This is a genomic window from Flagellimonas sp. HMM57, from assembly GCF_021390175.1.
In the GTDB taxonomy this organism is placed as follows: Bacteria; Bacteroidota; Bacteroidia; order Flavobacteriales; family Flavobacteriaceae; genus Flagellimonas.
Map to the genome: position 1 here is coordinate 3,137,833 of NZ_CP090004.1, position 25,005 is coordinate 3,162,837.

Here is a 25,005-nt window from a genome sequence, read left to right on the forward strand (position 1 = left end):
TTAAATGGGGGTAGGGTCAACTACCCCTATTTAATGTAAGTTGGTTTACATGTATTTGAAAGTGAAATTAGGTTTACAAATTTGTGCCATTGTTATGCTGGTTTATGGTTGCTCCGATAATGATAAAGCAAGGGCAACTGATGGAAACTCCAATTTTACACTCTTCGAAATTGTCCCAGATTCAATAACGCAACTTGATTTCAATAATAGAGTACTCGAAAGTCTTGAAATGAATGGCTTAAACTATGAATACATGTATAACGGTTCTGGTGTATCTGCTGCCGATTTCAACAATGATGGTCTAACGGATTTATATTTTGTGTCAAGTCAGGGAAGCAATAAATTATTTTTAAATGAAAGTCATCTAAAGTTTAAAAACATAGCGAAGACTGCTAAAGTAGAGGGAGAACCCGGTTTTAGTACGGCATCAACTGTAGTGGACATAAACAATGATGGGCTTCTTGATATTTATGTATGTAGATCTGGCCCATTTATAAATGCTGACGTAAGAAACAATGAGCTTTTTGTCAATCAAGGAAACAACAAAGACGGTATTCCTGTTTTTAAAGAGCAGGCCAGTTTATATCAATTAGACCTTAACCATTATTCCACACAAGCGGCATTTTTTGATTATGACAAAGATGGAGATTTAGACCTGTTTCTCATAAATCATAATCCAGATACCAAAGTCCTGTATGATATGGACAATCTAAAAAAAATAAAATCGCCTTTAACCAGTGACAGGTTGTTTAGAAACGACGATAATCTATTTTATGATGTTTCTGATAAAGCCGGACTTATAAATGATGGTATCGGATTTGGATTGGGTATCTCCATAGGAGATTTGAATAACGACTCTTGGCCTGATGTAATTGTAGGGCATGACTATGAATCTAAAGACAGAATTTACATTAACCAACAAGACGGGAGTTTCAAAGATGTTGGGAATAGTTCTACAGGGCATATTTCTAATTTTTCTATGGGAAATGATATTGCAGATTTCAATAATGATGGTTGGTTGGACTTCATGTCCGTAGATATGGTATCAGAGGATAATTATGGCATTAAGGCCAGTATGAGTGGTATGAATACAGAACGATTCAACAATTTGGTCGAAGATGGGTTCCATTACCAATACATGTACAATACTTTACAATTAAATAATGGAAATAGTGTAGAAACCAATGCGCCGCTTTTTTCTGATATAGCTTCTTTTAGTGGTGTTTCCAGTACAGATTGGAGTTGGGGACCACTATTTTTTGATATGGATAACGATGGGGACAAAGACCTTTTTATTTCAAATGGAATAAAAAGGGATTTTAGAAATGTTGATTTTATCCATTACAGACAGCGAAAGGAAAGTGAGTATGATGAAAAAATAAAAGAAGCACCGGAAAAGGCTAAAATCTTACTGGAAAGACAAAGAGACGAAGATCTTCTTCGTAGAATGCCCTCCAGAAAAAAAGACAACTACTTCTTTGAAAATGATGGAGGATTGGCTTTTAAGAAAAAGAATAAAATTTGGGTCGAAGAAAAATTAACAGCTACGAACGGAGCAGCATACGCAGATTTAGACAATGATGGAGATCTTGATATCATCACAAATAATATGGATGATAAGGCCTTTATCTATAAAAACAATGCTTCAGAGCTAGGCATGGGAAACTACTTAAAAATAAATTTAAAAGGTTCTTCAAAAAATACAGACGGTATTGGAGCTAGGGTGACAATTACCACAAAAGATGGAATACAGACTATAGAACAATACCTCTCCAGAGGTTTTCAGTCATCTGTCGATAAAACAATTCATTTTGGTGTTGGCTCAGAAGACAAAATAGAGCAATTGACCATTGTGTGGCCCGATGACACAAAACAAACCCTAAAAAACATTAATGCCAATACAACCATAAACTTAAACCATTCGGAAGCAGAAAAAGCAGACCAAATAGCACATCAATCAGAAACGAATAAAATTTTTGACAACATAACCAACCAAATTTCCCTTGATCATCGCGTGGTGGAAAACCAATTTGATGATTTTGAAAAAGAAATCCTGTTGCCACATAAAATGTCAGAAGAGGGCCCTGCCTTGGCAGTAGGTGATATTGATAACGATGGACTCGAAGATATTTACATAGGAGGAGCCAAAGGTATTTCAGGGGCTTTGTACTTGCAGCAAAATGATGGTGGATTTTCCAAATCCAATATATCTACTTTTAGTAGAGATGCAGAATGTGAAGACGTTGATGCCATCTTTTTTGATATCGATGGTGATGGTGATCAAGATTTATATGTGGTCAGTGGAGGCAATGAGCACGAATTCGGTTCCAAATACTATGCAGACAGAATTTATATAAACAACAAAGGTGCTTTCACAAAAATGGGCACTTTTGATGTTGTCCCTGCAAGCGGTTCCATTGTAAAACCATTTGACTATGATTTTGATGGTGATTTAGACCTTTTTGTTGGAGGAAGGCAATATCCTGGCAACTATCCACATCCTGGTACCAGTTTCTTGCTCCGTAACGATTCCGATCAGGGAAGGCTCCATTTGACATCTGTGGCTGGTGAGGCTTTGAAATCCTTGGGTATGGTTACCGATGCTACATGGGCAGATGTAGATGGTGATGGGATGGAAGATTTAACTGTGGTAGGCGAGTGGATGCCCATAACGTTTTTAAAGAATGATAAAGGGACTTTTCAAAATATTACAGAATCATCCGGATTGGAAAATACGAACGGATGGTGGTTCAGTGTCAAGGCTCATGATTTTGACAATGATGGCGATGTTGATTTCATAGCGGGTAATTTAGGACTGAACAGTAAATATCAGACCTCGGTTGAAGAACCTTTTTCAATTTATGCCAAAGACTTTGACCAAACTGGAACCACTGATATCGTTTTGGGCTATTACCAAGAAGGTAAGCAATATCCACTAAGGGGTAGGGAATGCAGTTCACAGCAAATGCCCTTTATCAAGAAAAAATTTGAGAATTATCATTCGTTTGCCTCTGCAGAATTAATAGACGTTTACGGAGAGGAGAATATTTCAGATGCCCTAAAATATGAGGCTAACACATTTACGACATCCTATTTTGAAAATTTAGGTGACGGTCAATTCAAGGTCAGGGAATTACCTGGTGAGGCACAGATTACTGCTGTTACGTCTATTATCAACGAAGATTTTAATAATGACGGGTTCATGGATGTATTGCTAATGGGTAACATCTATGGCTTTGAAGTGGAAACTCCACGACAAGATGCGGGATATGGACTTTATCTTGAAGGAGATGGCAAGGGCAATTTTAATCCGCTGATGCCTTATGAAAGTGGTCTTTTCATAAAAGGCGACGTGGCCAAAGCTAAAAAAATAAATATGGCAACGCATAAAGATGTTTTGATTGTTGCCCTTAAAAATGACAGCGTACAATTCATCAAATCAAATCAAAATCAGAAAAACAAACAAAGCAAAGCAGATATATAATTCACCTAAGAGATCATAACCTAAAAACACAGAAAAACAACTGCTCCAATAGAGATGAATTAAAGTTTTGGAGATTAGCCAAAACAGACTAAAAGCAAACCAACTAATGATGTCGCAATTAAAAAACGCTACTGTAAATACTAGGAACAGCACCGCCAGTGCTTTACTTTTTGTATTGATTTTTCTTTGCGGTCTATCGCTTAGTGCACAGAATAACCTCTCATCTACAGCTACGGCTACATCTAGCGGATTTGATGGAGAGAATGAACCTAGTCTGACAATCGATGGAGATGCTACAACAAAGTGGGTTGGCAAAATTGGGGAAGATGGGCAATGGTTATTGGTTGTTCTTCCTGGAGCTACGGAAATAGTTAGGGCAAAAATCAGCCTAGTAGATGGTAAAGGAAACGCCATTCCGTCATTTGCACTTCAAACCTATCTCAACGGTTTTTGGGAAGATGAAGCCATCAAAGAAAATAATACCGAAAAAGAAGTGGTTTTTGATTTCAAAAAACCGCTGCTTACAGATAGATTGCGATTGTCTGTTACCGGAGCATATAAAGTGACGGTTAGCGAATTCGAAATCTATGGTCAGGATTATGTCTCCAAAGATGCTACCCCTGTTCGTAAGATTCTGGTAAACCAGAGTGGTTATAATTTAGGAAAACCCAAAAGGTTTACAGCACCTGAATTGAAAGACGGAGCGCTTTTTTCAGTCATCAATCACAAGACGGGCAAAAAAGAATATCAAGGAAAAATCAAAGGCGGTATAGGTGATTTTTCTGAATTCAACCCGCTATCCGATGTTGAATATCAGGTTGCTGTAGATACGAGTAGGTCCCATCCTTTTAGAATTGGACCCTTTTGGTTGGAAAGGGTTTCCTATCAAAACATGATGGATTTCATGGCGGGTGCAAGGCACTATACAGGCACAACCGATGAAATTATGAATTTATCATGGGCATGGCGTGATGGTGACTTTTTCAATTGGGCACTGCAAACACTGATAGCGCAATACCTGTCCAATCCCGAAGCGTACAAGCAAATGGACAGTAAAATAAGTTATGTCCCTAATACAAAATTTCCAAAAGACTATGAAGGCAAATGGGGAGAGCTTAAGCCATACAAAGAAACGGCGCCTGATATTGTAAAACTGATTCATTGGGATGTAGATGTGAAGATTTCCCAAGAATTGGAACACGAACACCAAAAAGCCGAACTGGCCCATTTCTTATATGCATTCCCTTACCTAAAAGAATGGTTGCCCCAGCAGAATTTCGAGATTGTTTACAAATACTTGAAACGAAAATGGAGCAAGGAAGCCGTAAGGCCAGGGTCTACAACAAAATATGATAAAAGTGAAGGGCATAATCTGTTTGCCCTGAAAACAAAATTGGGAACTACCAAAGGAGAACTGCCACCAGGACATTCGGTAATTCCCAACTTAATGATGTATGAAGTGGCCAAAAGGCAAGGAGATGGCGATGCCGATAGTTACTTCAATGCAGCATATCGTCAAATGGAATGGATGATTGCCCATTTAAATTGGGAAGATCCCATAACCACCAAAGGGCAACGCATGTCCGAGCATATGACCATGCGGGCATTTGCCTATTTCTTGAATCAATACCCGAAAAAGGCTCCTTCAGGGTTATATGAAAAAGTTATGGATTGGGCTCAAATTGTAGTACGTCGATCCAACAATATGTGGGATTTCAGAAAATATACGGACAACGAAGAATGGATTCCCATAGGATGGAACGAAACAGGAAATGTTCTGGGGTTTCCTGCCTGTGCGCTGGCCGCGGCCAGTATCATTAAGGATGGGGATTTGAACAAAAGACTGATGCAATTGGTTTGGTCCCATTTTGACAATGCTTTTGGAAGAAATCCAACGGGAAGGCACTTTTCCTATGATGGTCCTAATGAAATAGAAGGAGTGGATTTGGGGTGGTACTCTTACCATGAAGGTGGTATTGGGCGTTTGTCCCCAGTTCGTTTTGTTTTTGATGGTTCCCCCAAAACGAACCACTACCCCAATTACCCGGCAATTGGAAACTACGGATGGACAGAAGGCTGGGTACAATTCAATACAGCATTCAACATGAGTATGGCCTATTTGGCTAATAGCGACATCAAGATTGAAGTACGGCAAATAGATAAGAAGACCCTAAAAATTAAACTGAAAGCTCCTATTAACTTTAATCAAGGTGAGTTGGCTAAAGCTAGGATTAATATGAGTTTGCCCAATGGCGATAATACAGAAGTAGAATTGGTCAGTGAAGGTAAATATGCTACCTATTTAAGTGGAACTATTCCTATTGAAACAGGAGGTGCAACTAAGAATAATGTATTTCTCCCTTTAAAAAAAGGAGATGAGGTTACCGTAAGCTATGGATATGGCTATTTCGAGAAAGTGGCAACGCTCACTATAGAATGATTTTGAAAAAAAGCGAACAACAAACTGATAATACGATTTAAGATAAAATTGAAAACTTACCGAAATAAAAGTATAAAGACGAAATAATGAGCCAAATAGACTATATCACCATCATTGTGTTTTCGCTTCTCATTGTAGGGGCCGGTTTGGCTTTTCGTAAGAGCGGTACAGATATGAAATCCTATTTTGCGGCAGGTGGAGCTGTTCCATGGCCTATTAGTGGGCTGTCACTGTTTATGAGTTTTTTCTCAGCAGGTACTTTTGTGGTTTGGGGTTCCATTGCCTATGAGTTGGGATGGGTTGCTATTACTACCCAAATGGCGATGTGTATTGGAGGATTTTTGGTAGCCTATTTCATAGCACCTGCTTGGCGAAAAACAAATAGCCTTACCACTGCCGAATTTGTGAGGAAACGTTTGGGTGAAAAAAGCCAGAAATTTTATACTTATATCATCCTCTTTTTGTCCTTGGGATATGCAGGTTCCTTCCTTTATCCTGTTGCAAAGATCATCAATGTATCCACAGGTTTTCCAATTGATGCTTGCGTTATCGTTTTAGGACTACTGATTCTCTTGTACACTGTAGTGGGTGGGTTGTGGGCAGTTATGATTACGGATGTGTTACAGTTTGTCATTTTGACCGCTGCTGTGATTATTGTAGTCTATTTGTCCTTTCAAGAAGTTGGAGGAATCAGTCAATTTGTAGAGAAAGCCCCTGAAAATTTCTTTGATTGGACGAGTGGAGAGTATTCGTGGTGGTTCATTGTTGGTTTTGTGGTCTATAGTACCATTTTTATAGGAGGGAATTGGGCTTACGTACAACGATATACTAGCGTAAAAGATACGAAAAGTGCCAAAAAAGTGGGACTCACCTTTGGATGGCTATATCTGCTGTGCCCATTTATTTGGATGTTGCCCCCAATGGTCTATAAAGTGTTGAACCCGCAACTGAGTGGGCTTGAAAACGAAGGCGCTTACCTTTTAATGTGTAAACAAGTGCTTCCAATGGGTATGTTGGGATTGATGCTAGGTGGAATGGTCTTTGCCACCGCAAGCTCTGTCAATACAACTCTGAATTTAGCGGCCTCAGTAATCACCAATGACATTTTCAGGGTCATACGGCCCAAAGCATCTCTTAAATCAACCATGTTTGTGGCTAAGCTATCCACTGTTTTGTTCGGTATCGGAACCATAATAGTGGCCCTATTGGTTCCCGCAGCAGGTGGTATTGTGAATGTCGTATTGAGTATTGGTGCTTTAACTGGATGTGCCTTGTACGGACCACCGATATGGGCCTGTTTTTCAAAACGGCATACAGGCAATTCCATCTTATGGATAACGATTATAAGTCTGATTATCAATATAGGCTTGAAATTTCTTGCAGAACCTCTGTTCGGTGCACCGTTATCAAGGGCTAATGAGATGTTGTTCGGGGCCATTCAACCACTATTGTTTTTGGCTGTATATGAGCTATTTGCATGGTATAAAGACAAAGAAAGCGAACAATACCATGAGTTTAAAACGATGATTGGAGTTACCCAAGTGGTGGATATTGAAGAGAGTGAACAGAATACTTTTGGATTGAAGGTTTTGGGTGTCACTTTGGCCATGGTAGGAATCTTGGTGATGGTACTTGGAAGCATAGCAAAAGAATCTCGGGGAATCGTTTTGACTGTAGGTTTGATAATACTGATAGTATCGGCTTTTATCCATCCAAAAATGAAAATAAAGACACTTTTAAAACATAATCAATGATTATCCTATAAAAAGGGTATGAGATGGAAATATTATAGAACAACTGAGCATTAAGTAGTAGATAATAGAATGATCAAAAAAGAATTTGAGAAATCGAGAGATAATAAGCAGAATATAATTGAGGCCGATTTTGTTGTTGTTGGAGGGGCTTGTCAGGTGTGTGTGCTGCGGTAGTTGCTGCCAGAGATAACTTGAAAGTTGTTTTGGTCCAGGATAGGCCTGTTTTGGGGGGAAACTCCTCAAGTGAGGTAAGGCTTTGGGCATTGGGAGCAACATCCCACATGGGCAACAACAATAGATGGTCCCGTGAAGGAGGATTTATCAATGAAGTTTTATTGGATAACCTCTATCGTAACAAAGAAGGAAACCCACTTGTTTTTGATACGATTTTGCTTGAAAAAGTTTATGAAGAGTCCAACATACAGTTGTTGCTGAATACAGCTGTTTACGATGTAACGAAATCGGATGATAAAAATATCGGACAGGTTAAAGCATTTTGTAGCCAAAACTCCACAACATATATATTGAAAGCACCGCTTTTCTGTGATGCTTCGGGTGATGGAATCGTGGCCTTTAAGGCAGGAGCTTCATTTCGTATGGGTGCTGAAACTGCGGAAGAATTTGATGAGCAATTTGCCCCAAACATTGAGGACTATGGAAATCTATTAGGGCACTCACTCTATTTTTATTCCAAAGATGTAGGTAAACCTGTTGAATACGTACCGCCTTCATTTGCGATAGACAATGCTGGAGAATTACCACGTATAAAAAACTATCAACTTAACGAGCATGGTTGTAAACTTTGGTGGGTAGAATATGGTGGACGATTGGATACAGTGCATCAGTCAGAAGAAATAAAATTTGAGCTCTGGAAGGTTGTCTACGGTATTTGGGACTATGTAAAGAATAGCGGTAAGTATCCCGAAGCGGAAAACCTCACATTGGAATGGGTAGGAACTATTCCAGGAAAAAGAGAAAGTAGAAGGTTCGAGGGAGACTTTGTGCTGACCCAAAAAGATATTATTGAGCAACGGGATTATTATGATAGCGTGGCTTTTGGGGGCTGGGCCATGGACCTTCACCCTGCTGATGGTGTATACAGTGAGCATAATTCCTGTACCCAATGGCATAGTAAAGGAGTGTATTCCATTCCCTATCGATGCTATTACAGCAAAGACATTGAGAACCTTTTCTTTGCAGGAAGAATTATCAGTGCGTCACACGTAGCATTCGGTTCATCAAGAGTAATGCTCACCTGTGCCCATGGTGCACAGGCAGTCGGTAAAGCGGCTGCAATTTGTATCAAAAATAATTGGTTGCCTAGAGTGTTGTCCGAAGAAGAGAAGATCGGCATGCTACAAATGGAGTTGAATCGGGATGGCCAAAGTATTCCTAGATTGGAAACCGAAGATTCACAAGATTTAGCCCAGTCTGCCTCATTGGTGGCTTCCTCGGAACTAAGTTTGAGTACAATGAACAGTTCGAAAGAATGGCAAGCACTCACGGTAAGTACTGCACAGTTGTTACCATTGAAATCAAACACGAAATATAGCTTCACAGGTAAATTACGAGCAAAAGAAAATACAACAGTAACCATAACATTAAAGCATAGTTCATCTAAAAAGCACTATACTCCTGATGTGGAATTGGAATCCAAAAGCTTTCAGTTGCATGAAAGCGAACAGGAAATCACGTTCACAAGCGAAAAGGAATTGGATTCTGACGGCTATGTCTACCTATGTTTCATGAAGAATGAAGTAGTGGAAATAGCGTTGTCAGATGAAAGATTTTCGGGAGTTATGACCGTGCAGCATAAGGTGAATCCGGCCGTATCAAACTATGGAATACAAGAACCGCCTGAAGGTATCGGGGTTGATACCTTTGAATTCTGGACCCCGCAAAGATTTCCAAAAGGAAAAAACTTGGCTCTGGACATTACCCCTCCAATACAAGGCTTTTTTACGGAAAATCTAAAGAATCAGCAGTTGAGGCCAACCTCATGCGGAAATACAAACGTATGGCTGTCTGACATTGATGATAAAAACCCAAAACTCAGTTTGCAATGGGACAAAAAACAGACCATAGGGCGAATTAAACTCTTTTTCGATTCGGACTATGACAATGCGCTCGAATCCATTTTAATGACGCATCCAAAGTCTGTCACCACATTTATGCAATCTGATTATGAAATACATGATGCCGAGGGAAATGTGATTTTTTCAAAAAATAATAATTACCAAGCCATCAATACCATCGAACTGGACAATCCTATCCAGACAGATGCGATTTCTGTAGTGTTTAAGAAAAGTGAAAAACACATACCCGTTGCATTGTTTAAGGTTGCCGTATACCCTTCTTAGAACAGTGTACATGATTAGTAGTGATTACAAAAAGCGTATCGTGGTAAACCGTAACCTATTTGGCCTAAAAGGTATTTTTCTTGTTTGTCTACTTGTAGCTTGTGGTCAGAAAGAAAATGAGCTCAACCTAGGGGCCATGGTGCAACCAGTTTCAGACAATCATATAAAGATTAGTCAGGATTATCATATTTGGGGAGCCTCGGTAGTCAAGGGATACGATGGTAAATACCATATGTATTATTCCAGATGGAAATATGAGTTGGGGCATATGGGTTGGGTTACTGATTCAGAGATTGCTTATGCGGTAGCTGATAAAGCTGAAGGACCTTACGTAGATGTGAATGTGGCATTACCTGCAAGAGGGAAAGCGTTTTGGGACGGAACTACGACACACAACCCCAATATCATTAAAGTTGATGGACAGTACTACCTATACTACATGGGCACGACTTCTTCGGTGGAAGCGGTACAACCCACTTCCATGAAGAACAAAGACTGGTGGATATATAGGAATAATCAAAGAATTGGGGTAGCATGGTCAGATAAACCGGAAGGTCCATGGAACAGATTTGATGAACCTGTTATTGACATTGATAAAGATCCAAAAGCTCTTGATGCACTTGCAGTGAACAATCCTGCAGTGAACATAGGTCCAGATGGGAAAATATTCGCTGTGTACAAAGTGGTTGCAAAGACCGACGATTGGAAACCAGTGGACATGGAAAACAATGATACTTGGCATGCTTCCAAAGGTGGTCGTGTACGTTTTCTTGCTGCTTTCGCCGATAGTCCACTTGGACCATTTACCAAGCATGAAGAACCCATTTTTGAACTGAAAGAATCAGAAGATGGTCACATGTTTGCCGAAGACCCCTACGTATGGAGTCAGGACGGAAAATACTATGCTCTTGTGACCGATATAAAAGGTCTATTTACAGGGGATACCGGGGCTATTGCATTGATGGAATCGGATAATGGATACGATTGGGTACAATCAAAATATCCTTTGGTAGTGCCTGGAAAAATACTCAAGGCTGATGGTACCAGAACCGAGTATAAAATTGAACGACCACAGTTATTGGTCGAAGATGGTACCCCAACGTTCCTTTTTGGCGCATTAGGTATCACGGTTGATGGAGTGCACAGGGGACATGCCTGCAACTTGAGGATTCCATTGAACAGTTCAAAATAAAAAGTCTAATAGTGTACAATTTCAAACGATGTACAGAATTGTAGAAATCTATTTCGGAAAAATAAAAATGTATTAAGGATAAATAAAAAATCAAACTACTAATTAATGAGAATCTACATAAAACAAATTAGTGCGACAGTTATTATTGCCATTATTTCAATATTAAGTGTCAATGCTCAAATTCCGGGATACAAATTGGTAAACGAACCTGTTGATATCAGTTCCGACTTTTTTGATTTTCAGAATACCTACTATTTTGCAGATAGTTTGGCCTCTTTTGACCCTAAAACGGGTATTGGGGAAATCAACTACAAACGCCATGAGTACAAAACAAGAATAGCGTTCAACAATATGCTGGGCGTTTTGAAGCCTGTTACGCCCAATGAATTTCCTGATGCAGAGTACCCAGCATCGCCCAACAAGGCATTTGCCCTTGAATTCGTGTCGGATAGAGCGGTACGATTGAAAGTATACAGTGGAGTTGATGCAACTCCGGACGAATCTTCATTGATGTTGGTCAATGGTACCGTGCCTAAGGCAAAACCATGGAAATACACATATAAATCTGGTGAGCACACCTATGCGAGCAAGCATGCGAAACTGGTTATTTCTGTATACCCATGGAAGGTGTCACTCTATGATAATAAAGGAAAATTACTTACTTCAACCAGTCATCATGTGGACCATGCAGAGAATACCTACACGCCCGTAATGCCTTTTTCCTTTGTACAACGAGCAACGGACTATTCGCGAAGCTTTAATGCTGCTTTTTCACTTTCGCCCAACGAGAAGATTTATGGATGTGGGGAATCCTATACCGAATTCAATAAAAGAGGAAGCAAAGTAGTATTGTTTTCTGATGATGCCAATGGTGTTCAGAATGAATCGAACTACAAACCTATTCCTTTTTTTATGAGTAGTCGGGGGTATGGCATGTTCATGCATACGTCTTCGCCCATTACTTGTGATTTTGGCAGATATTTTAGCGGTGTCAATGCGTTGATGGTCGGTGATGAGACTTTGGATTTGTTCATTTTCATCGGAGATCCTAAAGAAGTACTTAATGAGTACACTGATCTCACTGGAAAGGCCCAAATGCCACCACTGTGGTCCTTTGGGTTTTGGATGAGCCGTATTTCTTACGCCAGTGAAGAGGAAGGTCGTGCCGTTGCAAAAAATCTGCGTAAGCATAAGATACCAAGCGATGTGATTCATTTCGACACGAATTGGTTCGAAGAAGATTGGCGATGTGATTATAAATTTTCAGAGAATCGTTTCGATGATTCGGAGGGCATGATCGCTGATTTCGATAAAGATGGATTCAAAACATGCCTATGGCAGCTTCCGTATTTTGTGCCTCACAATAAACTGTTCGATGAAATTGTAGGTAATGGCCTTCATGTAAAAAATGGAAAAGGAAATGTGCCTTACAATGATGCCGTGCTGGATTTTTCCAATCCCAAAACTGTGGAATGGTACCAAGGTAAAATAGGAAGATTACTTGAACTTGGAGTAGGTGCGATTAAAGTTGATTTTGGTGAAGCAGCTCCCTATACTGGGATTTATGCTTCGGGCAAAACTGGGTTTTATGAGCATAATTTATACCCATTACGATACAACAAAGCCGTAGCAGAAATCACTCAAGAAATAAAAGGAGAGCAGATTATGTGGGCACGTAGTGCTTGGGCGGGGAGTCAACGTTATCCGGTACACTGGGGTGGAGATCCTGCCAATACAAATACGGCCATGGCCGCTACATTAAGGGGAGGACTATCCATAGGGCTTAGCGGTTTTTCATTCTGGAGTCACGATATTGGAGGTTTTGTTCACCCTTGTCCTGAAGATTTATATAGGAGATGGACTCCTTTCGGGATGCTTACATCCCATACGCGTTCCCATGGTTTTCCACCAACTGAGCCTTGGGAGTATGGAGAGCCGTTTCTCTCACAATTTAGGAACGCCGCGAATATGCGCTACCAGTTGATGCCATACATCTATGCACAGGCTAAAAAATGTACCGAAACCGGATTGCCCATGATGCGTGCACTTTTTGTTGAATTTCCAGATGACCCGGGAACTTGGTTGGTGGATGACGAATACCTGTTCGGTGAAGACATCTTGGTTGCTCCTTTATTCGAAGAGATCAAAGAACGAAGCATATACCTGCCTGAAGGAAAGTGGATAGACTATCAAACTGGAAAAGTTTATGATAAAGGATGGCACACGATTACAGCAGGAGAAATACCTGTCGTTATGTTGGTTCGGGATAATACGATTATTCCACATATCAAGCTTGCGCAATCGACCAAATTTATGGACTGGTCCAAAATTGACCTGAAAGTGTACAGTACAGGAGGCGCTAACTCCAATGGAGATATCTGCTTGCCAGAGGATGACAAACTGATTGAAATTTCCGCTACAAAAAGTGAAAATTCTTGGACCTTGAATAAAAACGGAGTAAATACCAAATTTAAAATCATACAATAATCAATCAAATGAGACTAGCTATTATTTGTATCCTTACAGTAGTATTATCCTCTTGCCAACCAAAAAAAGAAAAAGAACCAGCTAAAGAGTTTGCTCTCGAATTTGGTGCTGCACCCAGTACCGCTGTATTCAAAGACAGCACATATAGTATTTGGGGAGCTACGCTTACTAAAGGAAATGACGGATTGTATCATATGTTCTATTCCCGATGGCTTAAATCTTTGGGCAGTGCATGGACAACGCATTCAGAGATTGCACATGCCGTTTCTGAGTCTCCTTTTGGTCCTTTTGAACATAAAGATGTAGCACTTCCACCGAGAGGAGCTGAATATTGGGATGGTCTTTGTACGCACAACCCCACAATCCATAAGTTTGGCGATACGTATTATCTCTACTATATGGGAAATACGGGAGATGGAATCAATTATTCCACGCCAACAAAAGGAAAATTGAATTGGGTGCATCGTAACAATCAACGTATTGGTGTAGCGGTTGCTAAGGATCCAAATGGTCCATGGGAGCGAATGGATGTACCATTGGTAGATGTGGGCAAAGATTCTACATCCATAGATGCGTTATGTGTAACCAACCCTTCGGTAACCCAAGGCTCAGATGGGAAATTTTTGATGGTCTACAAAGCAGTAGGTAAAAAGAGACCGGGTGTCTTCGGAGGACCTGTTGTACATTGCGTGGCTACATCAGACTCCCCGACGGGACCATTCAAGAAACACCCTGATCCAATATTCACTGTTGAGGGAAGTGACTTTCCCGCAGAGGATCCGTCAATTTATTATTACAAAGGTAAATACAGGGCCATTGTTAAAGATGTACGCGGAGATTTTACTGGTATATGGAACACACTGGCATGTTTTGAATCAGAAAATGGAATTGACTGGCAACTGTCAGCTAACCCCCTGGCCTCTAAAAGGCAAATTAAGTGGGAAGATGGAGAAATTGAAGAGGTTGAATTGCTCGAGCGTCCTCAAGTGTATATGGAAAACGGGGAGCCTAAACTAGTACTATGTGCTGTTAAAACGACAACTGCAGAAGGCCATGAAGACCTAAGAAATGTGCAAATACCTCTGATTATCGGAGAGAAGATACTAAATAAATAATGGAATTCTAGAAGTGTAGTGATCCTACCGGGGTTTAACTCAATTATAAAGACAAGATGAAGAAGAGTCCTTTTTTAATTCTAATTTCTGTATTGCTTTTCAGCTGTAATTCAAATGAGAAGCTTTCTGGCAACGATACACTTTCCTTAAATGGTGATTGGAAATTCAACACCATTTATGGTGAAGGATCCAATTACATGAATATTAGGGAGACGGATAGCGATTTAGTAATAGATAATACAGATGCCAACATAAAAATTCTCGGTGATTGGAGAATTGTCACAGAAGGTGAACGGGATACTTATTTTTATGGTAAAGACTATGTAATGCACAACTTCACCAATACCGATCTAGGGGGTGGCAATAAGGCTGATACTTCCTATGTTAGGTTTTATCCAAAGTTTAAAAAATCAGGGTTTTACGAAGTGTTTTCAAGATATCCCTTTGCTTCAAATATGACGGCACAATACAATATAAAACACGTCACGGGCATTACTACAAAGTATTTCAATCAAAGGGTCTTTTGTAACGAATGGAATAGTCTCGGCATTTATGAATTTGGTAATTCAGATGAAGACTATGTAGAATTGACGGCTATTGTCAGTGGAGAAGTTGCTGCGGATGCCGTTATGTTCCGGGAAATTTCGGAAGAGAAGTATATAAAAGCGCAGGAAGAGCCTAAACGTGTTTTCTTGAGCGATTTTGATGATTCAAACTGGTACGACCTAAAAGTGCCTGGACATTGGGGAATGATCAACGATTTTTCAAATTATACCGGGATTGGATGGTATCGAAAAGCCATAGAACTTCCTGAAAATTGGGAAAAGGGGACCGATGATCGCTATTATTTAAAATTTGAGGGGGTATACCATCTTTCAAAGGTCTATATCAATGGAAAATTTATTGGTAAAAATCGAGGGGGATTTACACCTTTTGAATTTGATGTGACCGAAGCATTGAATTTTAATGGGACAAATGTTATTGCCGTCCAGGCGGATAACAGTGCCATTGTTAGCGCTACCTGGAACTGGGGGGGCATTATTAGGGATGTAACCTTGACCAAAAACAAGGATATACGATTGGATTATCAATATATTCATGCCGATCCCGACCTATCATCGGGCATGGCCCAAGTAAAATTGAAGGTACGTGTTGAAAATAATTCCAATGCAAAGCGAACAGTAAATGTCCATGCTCAACTCATGCATTCTATAGAAATAGGAACCTTGGATGGCAGTCTTGAAATTGACCCGCATACTTCAAGAGATATTGATTTGGAAACCACCTTGGATGCAGATAAAGTGCAGCTTTGGCATTTTGACCATCCTAAACTTTACAGTGTAGTGACCACTGTTTCCGAAGGTGGGGTGCTCTTGGACCAAAGGACAGATGATTTTGGTATACGTAAAATAGAACTTACTGATTCCAAAATGCTTTTAAATGGAGAACCAGTGCGTTTGGCAGGCTACAACAGGGTAAGCGAAAGCCGTTTTTGGGGCTCTTCAGAACCTTTGGAAGTGCTTGAGGAAGATGTTGACCTTATGAAGGAAGCCGGAGCTAATTTTATGCGTATCATGCACGGGAATCAGAACAAAAAACTTTTTGAATTATGTGACAGAAAAGGGATAATGTTGTTTGAAGAAGTCAATGTAAGGGACTTGGCCAATGATGAGTTCCGGTTAAAGTATTATCCGCTGTCCGAATCTCAACCGGGTGGAGAAGGTGTCATTGACCCCAAAAGTGAAGATGAAGAAGTATTGATGCTAGATGAACCCTATGTTATGTTAAAGGGTGAGCATGGACTGGATGTGATGAAGAACGATTATTTCTTGCCAAAGTATTGGTTGAAAAAAATGATTGAACGTGACATCAACCACCCAAGTATCATAGGTTGGAGCGTAGGTAATGAATTGAATAACCATTATGAATATGGCAGGGCCGCCATTGAATATGTAAAAAAGGAACTGGATCCTTATAGACTGGTTACCTGCGTTAGCAATTCTGGTCAGCAATCAGAATATACCCCTGATACGGATCCGAATACCTTTTCAGATTTGATTATGCACAATATGTATCCTTGGCAAGGAGAACCCCAAGATGTATTGGATACACTTAGGTCAAAATGGCCCAATAAGCCCATATTTATATCAGAATTTGGTTTTGGCCCCCTTCCTTCTACAGGATTGGATGTCGATCAAGATATCATCTCAGAATGGATGGAATATTATAGAGGGAAAAATGATTTTGTGGTGGGTACATCGCTCTGGACATTCAATGATTACCGAAGTGCTTACGCTGGAACCACGGCAGAAGAAAATAGGGTATGGGGAGTCATTACTTCTTGGAGAAAGAAAAGGAGATTGTTCAATCGTCTAAGGAGAGAACATGCACCAATAAAAGATATTGAGGTTTCCCATATCGACTTCGAAAAAAAGACTGCCGATGTTCGTATCCCTATTAAAGGCAGAGAGGATTATCCCAGCCACACGATGAAAGGATATACGTTGGCGTATCAATTTAAAAACACTGATGGTGAGATGGTCTTCGATAAAAAATTGAGATTACCCATCTTAAAACCCGAAGACGGGGAATGGAAAGGACAAATTACTTGGGATGGTCTGCCAGAACAAGTATTGGACTTGACCCTTAATCTGGTAACACCGACCTACCATTCAAGATTCAACAAAACCCTTTCCTTCCAAAAAGCAATTACACCAGAAATCAAGGAAATTATTCCGGGGAAGTATGCAGTCAGGGTATTATTTGATAACGTGCCCAACGCTACGGAATATTATGTTGCCTATTCCAATGGTGACAACGTAGTAACAAATTCCAATTCAACCATCAATCATTTTATAGATATTGATGGCCTAAGCGAGGACAAAAGCTACAGTTTTAAACTCTATGCGGTCAACGATAAAGGGGTAAGCAATCCATCCACAACAAAAGAGGTAATCACGAGTAGCAAAGAGTTGCCTCCAACCATTTGGGATTCCTTTATTACCGATAATAAGTTGGTCATTGGGTATACCAGTGATTTTGATGATGGCAATTATACGGTTGAATATGGTACATCCAAAGCTAATTTGAACAAGACGTTTGTCTCCAATGTACGTGGAATGCTATCTATAGACTTAGAAGGAGAGGCGCCTGTTTTCTTCCGAATCAAACGTGAAACTGCAAATGGTGAAAGCAATTGGTCCGAAATAGAGAAGGCGGAACAGAAAAAAACAGTGCTGTAAATTTTAGAAAAGAGTAATGCCGAAAGGAAAATACACATCTATTTTTATTCTATCAATACTGATTGGGTATCACAGCTGTATATCCCAAAGTAATTTGGACTTTACAGAGTTGCTTCCAGAAAAGCTGGATAAGGCCAACATTATTTCCGAAGAGGGCTATAATGTTTGGGGAACCAATATCCTTAAGGGAAAAGACGGGAAATATCATGCTATTTACTCACGTTGGCCAAAATCACGTGGCCATCATGGTTGGGCAACCCATTCTGAGATTGCACACGCTATTTCTGATAGTTTAACAGGGCCTTACAAGTTTCAGAATTTAGTATTGCCCCCAAGAGGTAAAGAATACTGGGACGGTGATTGCACGCATAACCCCCATGTTGTAGTGTATGAAGGTCGTTATTATCTCTATTACATGGGGAACCATGGAAGTGGGTATTGGGGTACCACACCTGGGATGCCTTCCATGAAAGACGATCAATGGTGGGTGAATCGTAATCATCAGCGAATAGGAGTTGCCGTGACAGATGATTTAAATGACGAATGGGAACGTTTTGACAAGCCTTTAATCGATATTGATGCCACACGTAGATTGGTTTCGACGCCTGTAGTCTCCATACGGCCAGATGGTAAATTTTTGATGGTTTATAAGTATGTAAAGGAAAAAGAAGGTATGTATGGTGGCAAGGTGGTACATGTTACGGCCTTATCCAATGCTCCACTGGGACCATTTAAAGATACTGGCAAACCATTTATTGAAGCCAAAACTTCAAAATTTGCACTGGATGATCATGTAGAGTGGTTTCAAGATGGTCACTATTACTGTATCGGGAAAGATCATGATGGTTCGCTTACCTCATACAGCAAAGGAACAATGGTTTTGTATACTTCAGACGAAGAAGGCTTAGATTGGTCATTGGCGGAACAACCCTTGGTATTGAAGGCAGGAAAATTGTTTTGGACGGATAACAGCGAAACCCTTTGTGAACGCACGGCAGATATGCCCAAACTGTATTTTGAAGGCGGAATCCCAAAGGCATTGATTATTGCAGTATTGCCCAAGGATAGTGAAGACTCATTTTCCGTGGTAATGCCATTTAAAACTTATGGTGACGAATAAACTTAAATTGATACGAATGAAAAACTTGATTTTCTTGGTAATGTTTGCAGCTTTGGTGTCCTGCAATTCAAAAAAAAACACACCTGAGTCTTCAAAAGAAACCGTTTCGGACAGTTTGAAACAAATTACTTCGGAATATAAACTGGAATTAGGAAAGGTAGCTCCACAATCCATGTTTAGTGGGGGCGATTCCTTAAGTATTTGGGGTGGCTCCGTAACAAAAGCTGATGATGGTGTATATCATATGTTTTATTCGCGATGGAAAAAAGATTTGGGCTGGGCCTGGGTAACCCATTCAGAAATAGCCCATGCCACTTCAGACTCTCCTTTTGGTCCATGGGAACATAAAGATGTTACGTTACCCCTTCGAGGAGCCAAATTTTGGGATGGATTGTGCACCCATAACCCTACCATACATAAATTTGATGGCAAATATTATCTGTATTACATGGGCAATACAGGAGATGGAGTAAATGTATGTGAGCCTGGAAAGCTCAAATTCAATTGGAGCCATAGAAATAATCAACGCATTGGGGTGGCTATAGCCGATAATCCCAATGGACCTTGGGAACGCTTTGATACTCCTTTAGTTGATGTGAGCCCTAATGATAACGCACTGGATGCCCTTGTAACCAATAATCCTTCTATTGTCAAACGTCCAGATGGGGGTTATCTCATGGTATATAAAGCAGTGGGTAAAAAGAAGGAAGGTATTGCTGGTGGACCTGTGGTACACTGTGTTGCAACTTCTGATAGCCCTACGGGCCCTTTTAAGAAATATGATTTTCCGGTCTTTACGGCCGAGGGCCATGATTTTCCTGCTGAAGATCCCTTTATCTGGTACGAAAAGGGTAAATACCGTGCTATTGTAAAAGACATGCATGGTGCCTTTACGGATGCAGGACAAGCTTTGGTGCTATTCGAATCGAATGATGGATTTGATTGGAAACTATCTTCAAACCCTTTGCTTTCAAAATTACAGATTGATAGGGAAGGAGAGGGCATTCTTAAATTGAAGCATTTGGAACGGCCGCAATTGTATCTTGAAAATGGAGCGCCTATGGCTTTGGTCTGCGCTGCAGACACTATTGACGCAAAAGGTATTATCCATTCATGGAACGTTCAAATCCCTATAAAATGAAAACAAGAATAAGAGCACTATTGCTATGCCTTCTATGTGGTATTTCCTATGGACAATTGCCTGAGGAAATTAAACAAGATTATAAGCTGGTTTGGGATGACGATTTCAACTATGAAGATAAAAAACTAGATAAGAGGTGGGAATCGCAAAACGGTCCCAGCGGTCATATTTTGTGTAGTAGATGGCGCGAGAATGTTGAGGTGAAGGATGGCTTACTGTATCTGAAAAATAAAAAGGAAAATAGAGGCGGTCAAGAATGGACATCGGGAAGTATTTGGACAAAAAAGAAGTTTAAATATGGATATTTTGAATGTCGTTACAAATATGCCGCTGCAGAAACCACCAATAACTCCTTTTGGTTGATGACCAAAGGTAAAGATCCTAAAAAAGGGAAACGTTTTGAGATTGATATCAATGAAGGTCATTATCCCAATGAGGTAAATACGAATGTTCATAACCATACAGACCATGTTATAACAAAGAGTGGGAAGAAAATAAGTATTAGAAACCCTGAAGCCTTTACGTACGAAGACATCGATTTTTCCAAAGACTTCCACGTTTTTGGCTTAACGTGGGATGAAAATGGAATGGTGTATTATCTAGATGGAAAAGAAATCAGGCGATTGAAAAATGATTTTTGCTTCGGTAAAACCCCAATATTCCTAAGTCTGGCATTAGTAGAGTGGTATGGCACACTAACAGATGCGGTTGATGGCACTAGTATGAAAGTAGATTATGTACGATATTATAAGAAAGTCAAATAAACCGATTATAGTCATTGTGTTTATGATGCTGTGCTATGGTACATCTATAGCTCAGACAGCGCCAGAGAATTTCAATAATCCCATACTACCTGGTTTTTATCCCGATCCTTCAATTTGTCGTGTTGGGGACACCTATTACCTAGTAAATTCAAGTTTTGAATGGTTTCCTGGACTTCCCGTCCATAAGAGTAAAGACCTTGTGAATTGGGAAAAAATTGGACATGGACTGCATCGTGCCGATCAAATTGTGTATATAGACGGTTTGGATAATTCCGCAGGGATATTTGCTCCTACAATTCGTCACCATAAGGGCACTTTCTACATAATTACAACTATGGTGGGTCAAAAAGGCAACTTTATTATCAGTGCAAAAGATCCTAAAGGGCCATGGAGCGACCCCAAATGGATAGCAGATGCTCCCGGTATAGATCCCTCGCTTTTTTGGGATGACGATGGAAAATGCTATTATACTGGTGCCGCTGTAGTTGATGGTACCCAAGGTGAATGGCAGGGAAAAAATGGCATTTGGATGCAGGAAATAGATCCGGATAAAGGTGTTCTCATTGGAGAAAAAAAGCAACTTACTTATGGTCACGCTTCAAATGCGAGATGGGCCGAAGGACCACACTTGTTCAAAATTAATGATGAATACTTGTTACTTATAGGCGAAGGGGGGACAGGTGAGTACCATGCTGTTACCGTTTTTAATAGTAAAAATCTTTGGGGGCCTTATGTTCCCAACCATGCCAACCCCGTAATGACACATCGGCATTTGGGAAAATCACATCCCATTGGTCAGACAGGACATGCAGATCTGGTACAAACCCAGAATGGGGAATGGTGGAGTGTACTTTTGGCAAAGCGATATATAGATGGTTATGTGACCTTGGCACGGGAAACTTTTTTGGCAAAAGTTGAAATAGCGAAGCAGCAATCCGGGATAACCCCAATCTATAATCCTGGTGTAGGGCTTTTACAGAAAGAACAAGAAAGACCAAAATTAGATTGGACCCCTGTTCCTGAAAAGAAAGAATGTTTTGATTTTGAAAGTGAAGACCTTGATTTGGAATGGAATTTCTTACGTACGCCACGGTATAAATGGCATGACCAAAAAAACGGACAAATGCATGTCCGTCTGTGTCCTGAAATGTTAACTGAGCTTGTAAATCCATCATTCATGGGTGTTCGTACACGTCATTTCAATTATCAAGTGACTACGAAATTGAAATTTTCAACCAGAAAAAAGAATGAACAAGCGGGATTGGCAATCTATCGACGTCATGGTAATAATTATCAATTGGTAAAACGTGATAACGAAATTATCCTGATAAAGGTGTTTCAAAAAGATAATAAAGGAGAAGTACTGCCAGAAATTATTACAAAAGTTCCTTTTAAAAAGAAGGAGGTTGTTTTAAGTGCAAAAGTTGAAGGCCTAAAGGTTCAATTTTTATATGGAACACATAAAGACGATTTGGTACCCTTGGGTCCTATTCAAGATTATACCATAGTTACCGATAATGTGGCCAAAAAGTTTAATGGCGTATATGTGGGCATGTATGCCACCTCCTCAGGACAGGAAAGCAAAACGGAGGCGATTTACGACTGGTTTTGTATAAGTGGGAATGACTAGAATTGAATCCTCCAATTTTAAGATGCTTCAATTAAGTTTTTAGCCTCCTATAAATCTGCCCTGGCCGTTATTTTAAAGATCAAAGTATGCTCTAAAGCTATTTCTTCTGGTAATTTAATGGTCAGTTTGTCTTGGGTCTGTTCAAATGAAATATCTCCATCGTAGCCTAAAAGCTTCAAGGTATCAATAGAAATAGTATCTTTTTTAAGATAGTTGATGTCAATACTCCCTTTTTTTGGAACCAATGCATGGGCATATAAAAACCCATTATTTACTGTAAACCGAATATCTTCAGATGTAAAGCCTTTATCCTTACTTTCGGCCAAATGACCCCTATGTGTTTTCGTAGGTCCTTCACCAAAAACCGTATAAGGTTTGGCACCATAGATTGCTTCGCCATTTATCTGTAGCCATTTGCCGATATCCAATAAGGTTTTTTGTTGATTTTCAGGAATAATACCATCTTTCCTTGGTCCAATATTGAGCAGAAGGCATCCATTTTTACTGACAATATCCACCAAATCCGCAATGAGCTCGCTTCCCGTTTTCGGAATCCAGTTTTTGTTATAATACCAAGAATTTTTTCCTATTGACGTATCCGTTTGCCAGTACTCCCCATAAATGGAATCCATTTTATTACGTTCTAAGTCCAACATATGGGTTCCCTTGGGGTACGACTCATAGTTTAAATTTTTGGTCTGTAGCACTACAGACTTTGACCGTTCAAGACCTGAATTGTAATAGTATGCGGCCAATTTTTTATGATAAGGTGCAAACTCGGGGCGGTCAAGATAAAAATCGAACCAAAGGATGTCAGGTTGATATTTATCGATAATCTCTTTGGTTCTGGGCCACCATGTATTGGCCAGCCATTCCTCGCTTGCCGGGGCAAAAGCCTCATGCTGCGGGGCATATAAGGCAGCGTATTTTGGATCCCCCGTATCAAAATAGTCTTGTTGGTTGTAGTAATTCCAATTAAACGCTAAGTGCGAACTTGCACCACTTATGAGTCCTTGTTTTTTTATTTCGTCCGTAAGTTCCTTATAAACATCCCTTTTGGGACCCATGGCTACGGAATTGTATGGCGTGATGCTCGATTCGTAGAGGGCATAACCGTCATGGTGTTCGGCCACGGGCACTACGTACTGGGCCCCGGCCTTTTTGAACAAATCCACCCATGCTTTTGCGTCAAAGTTTTCCATGGTCCATAGTGGAATCATATCCTTGTAGCCAAACTCGCTTGGATCACCAAATTTTTCCTTGTGATGTAAGTATGCTTTATGGGGTTTATCATCTACTTTTTTTCCGGTAGTATGATTTATACTGCCCTTATCCATATACATCCATCTGGGATACCAATCTGTATACAATTCAGCGACTGAGTTAGGTCCCCAATGAATAAAAATACCAAATTTGGCCTCTTTCATCCACTGCGGTAGCTCGTATTGTTTTAAGCTTTCCCAGTTCTCTTCAAACTTGAATTTGGTTTTAGTATTGGTTTTGGTTTTGCAGGCACTATATAAAACTATAATGAGGAGTACCAATACATTTTTTTTCATAATAACTAATTTCTGTGTTAGATAGGTAGCATGTTTCCCCATTTCTCCTGAATGGAATCTTGGGGATGAATTCGTTGGAACTTAGCTACATATTCCTGCCATTCTGTTTCCCTTGGAAGCTGCTGCCATTGCGGTCCAATGACGTCCATATCAAAATTAGGAATAGTGTCCATAATTAAAAAGGCTTGGCTATTATGCAGGTAAATCTCCATATCCATCACTCCAACCGATTTCATGTTTGCAGTAATTTCCGGCCATGCTTGTCCAATGCCATGTACCTTTTTGTATTCGGCAATCAATTCCGGATCATCTTGTAAAAGAAGTGTCAAAACAAAACGCTTTTTAACACCTACCCTGGTTTTTAACTGCCCATCTTCTGGACGAAAAATAACTTTTTGATCCAATTTATAGATACGTTCCAATACTGACGATTCAAAAGAAAAGGGAGTATTATCTTCTTGTAGAACACGTTGAATATCAGAGAAGAGGACCATGCTTGATAAAGTATCGGCCAAAGCTCTACTATTCATGTCCAGTGCCCCGTCAATCAATAAAAAATAGATATCCTCTTTTTGATATCCCTCAAAAGCCGTTATTCCCCCTGTTACCAGCTGTTTTTGAATAGCTTCCAATTTTATTTGTGCCAGTATTTCAGAAACGCCTTGTTTTTTTGCTGTAATGCAATACGTAAAACGACGAAATTGATTGGTACTCATC

Annotated in this window: 14 protein-coding genes; 12 read left to right on the top strand and 2 right to left on the bottom strand. The window is 40.0% G+C overall.

What is annotated here, in order from left to right; all coding sequences use genetic code 11:
* Nucleotides 1-49 precede the first annotated feature (49 nt).
* The 12 genes from LV716_RS13945 (at nt 50) to LV716_RS14000 (ending at nt 22,729) form a co-directional block, all read left to right on the top strand.
* The gene (locus LV716_RS13945; RefSeq protein ID WP_233759141.1) at nt 50-3,484 is read left to right on the top strand and encodes a VCBS repeat-containing protein; all 3,435 of its coding nucleotides are present in this window, start codon (nt 50-52) and stop codon (nt 3,482-3,484) included.
* A 109-nt stretch (nt 3,485-3,593) separates the two neighbouring features.
* Nucleotides 3,594-5,924: a discoidin domain-containing protein gene (locus tag LV716_RS13950; RefSeq protein ID WP_163418400.1), complete on the top strand. Its 2,331-nt coding sequence runs from the start codon at nt 3,594-3,596 to the stop codon at nt 5,922-5,924.
* 86 nt (nt 5,925-6,010) lie between these two features.
* Nucleotides 6,011-7,678: a sodium:solute symporter family protein gene (locus LV716_RS13955; protein ID WP_163418401.1), complete on the top strand. Its 1,668-nt coding sequence runs from the start codon at nt 6,011-6,013 to the stop codon at nt 7,676-7,678.
* A 191-nt stretch (nt 7,679-7,869) separates the two neighbouring features.
* Entirely contained in the window at nt 7,870-10,038 is a 2,169-nt protein-coding gene (locus LV716_RS13960; RefSeq protein WP_233759142.1) for an FAD-dependent oxidoreductase, read from the top strand.
* Nucleotides 10,039-10,048: 10 nt separating this feature from the next.
* On the top strand, nt 10,049-11,230 hold the full coding sequence (locus LV716_RS13965; protein WP_163418403.1) for a glycoside hydrolase family protein: 1,182 nt from the start codon (nt 10,049-10,051) through the stop codon (nt 11,228-11,230).
* A 105-nt stretch (nt 11,231-11,335) separates the two neighbouring features.
* On the top strand, nt 11,336-13,717 hold the full coding sequence (locus LV716_RS13970; protein WP_163418404.1) for an alpha-xylosidase: 2,382 nt from the start codon (nt 11,336-11,338) through the stop codon (nt 13,715-13,717).
* 8 nt (nt 13,718-13,725) lie between these two features.
* The gene (locus tag LV716_RS13975) at nt 13,726-14,832 is read left to right on the top strand and encodes a glycoside hydrolase family protein (protein WP_163418405.1); all 1,107 of its coding nucleotides are present in this window, start codon (nt 13,726-13,728) and stop codon (nt 14,830-14,832) included.
* Between the two features lie 56 nt (nt 14,833-14,888).
* Nucleotides 14,889-18,074: a glycoside hydrolase family 2 TIM barrel-domain containing protein gene (locus LV716_RS13980; protein ID WP_163418406.1), complete on the top strand. Its 3,186-nt coding sequence runs from the start codon at nt 14,889-14,891 to the stop codon at nt 18,072-18,074.
* 16 nt (nt 18,075-18,090) lie between these two features.
* A complete protein-coding gene (locus tag LV716_RS13985) occupies nt 18,091-19,194 on the top strand; it encodes a glycoside hydrolase family protein (protein ID WP_163418407.1) in 1,104 nt (367 codons plus the stop codon).
* A gap of 16 nt (nt 19,195-19,210) precedes the next feature.
* On the top strand, nt 19,211-20,335 hold the full coding sequence (locus tag LV716_RS13990) for a glycoside hydrolase family protein (protein ID WP_163418408.1): 1,125 nt from the start codon (nt 19,211-19,213) through the stop codon (nt 20,333-20,335).
* Nucleotides 20,332-21,099: a family 16 glycosylhydrolase gene (locus LV716_RS13995; RefSeq protein WP_163418409.1), complete on the top strand. Its 768-nt coding sequence runs from the start codon at nt 20,332-20,334 to the stop codon at nt 21,097-21,099. Before LV716_RS13990 ends, LV716_RS13995 begins: the two co-directional genes overlap by 4 nt.
* Nucleotides 21,071-22,729, top strand: coding sequence for a glycoside hydrolase family 43 protein (locus LV716_RS14000; RefSeq protein WP_163418410.1), 1,659 nt, complete (start codon nt 21,071-21,073; stop codon nt 22,727-22,729). The genes LV716_RS13995 and LV716_RS14000 overlap by 29 nt, the downstream gene beginning before the upstream one ends.
* A 47-nt stretch (nt 22,730-22,776) precedes the next feature.
* On the opposite strand, the gene LV716_RS14005 is transcribed toward LV716_RS14000, so the two are convergent.
* Together LV716_RS14005 and LV716_RS14010 are read right to left on the bottom strand one after the other, a co-directional pair.
* Nucleotides 22,777-24,288 (bottom strand): alpha-L-fucosidase, encoded by a 1,512-nt coding sequence (locus LV716_RS14005; protein WP_163418411.1) that lies wholly within the window; start codon nt 24,286-24,288, stop codon nt 22,777-22,779.
* A gap of 17 nt (nt 24,289-24,305) precedes the next feature.
* Nucleotides 24,306-25,004, bottom strand: a complete 699-nt coding sequence (locus LV716_RS14010; RefSeq protein ID WP_163418412.1) for an L-rhamnose mutarotase — start codon at nt 25,002-25,004, stop codon at nt 24,306-24,308.
* Between the last annotated feature and the right edge of the window lies 1 nt (nt 25,005).

What these genes read in the sequence shown, in the direction of transcription:
- LV716_RS13945 (WP_233759141.1), top strand. Translation starts at nt 50, where the DNA reads ATGTATTTGAAAGTGAAATTAGGTTTACAAATTTGTGCCATTGTTATG.
- LV716_RS13950 (WP_163418400.1), top strand. Translation starts at nt 3,594, where the DNA reads ATGTCGCAATTAAAAAACGCTACTGTAAATACTAGGAACAGCACCGCC.
- LV716_RS13955 (WP_163418401.1), top strand. Translation starts at nt 6,011, where the DNA reads ATGAGCCAAATAGACTATATCACCATCATTGTGTTTTCGCTTCTCATT.
- LV716_RS13965 (WP_163418403.1), top strand. Translation starts at nt 10,049, where the DNA reads ATGATTAGTAGTGATTACAAAAAGCGTATCGTGGTAAACCGTAACCTA.
- LV716_RS13970 (WP_163418404.1), top strand. Translation starts at nt 11,336, where the DNA reads ATGAGAATCTACATAAAACAAATTAGTGCGACAGTTATTATTGCCATT.
- LV716_RS13975 (WP_163418405.1), top strand. Translation starts at nt 13,726, where the DNA reads ATGAGACTAGCTATTATTTGTATCCTTACAGTAGTATTATCCTCTTGC.
- LV716_RS13980 (WP_163418406.1), top strand. Translation starts at nt 14,889, where the DNA reads ATGAAGAAGAGTCCTTTTTTAATTCTAATTTCTGTATTGCTTTTCAGC.
- LV716_RS13985 (WP_163418407.1), top strand. Translation starts at nt 18,091, where the DNA reads ATGCCGAAAGGAAAATACACATCTATTTTTATTCTATCAATACTGATT.
- LV716_RS13990 (WP_163418408.1), top strand. Translation starts at nt 19,211, where the DNA reads ATGAAAAACTTGATTTTCTTGGTAATGTTTGCAGCTTTGGTGTCCTGC.
- LV716_RS13995 (WP_163418409.1), top strand. Translation starts at nt 20,332, where the DNA reads ATGAAAACAAGAATAAGAGCACTATTGCTATGCCTTCTATGTGGTATT.
- LV716_RS14000 (WP_163418410.1), top strand. Translation starts at nt 21,071, where the DNA reads ATGTACGATATTATAAGAAAGTCAAATAAACCGATTATAGTCATTGTG.
- LV716_RS14005 (WP_163418411.1), bottom strand. Translation starts at nt 24,288, where the DNA reads ATGAAAAAAAATGTATTGGTACTCCTCATTATAGTTTTATATAGTGCC.
- LV716_RS14010 (WP_163418412.1), bottom strand. Translation starts at nt 25,004, where the DNA reads ATGAGTACCAATCAATTTCGTCGTTTTACGTATTGCATTACAGCAAAA.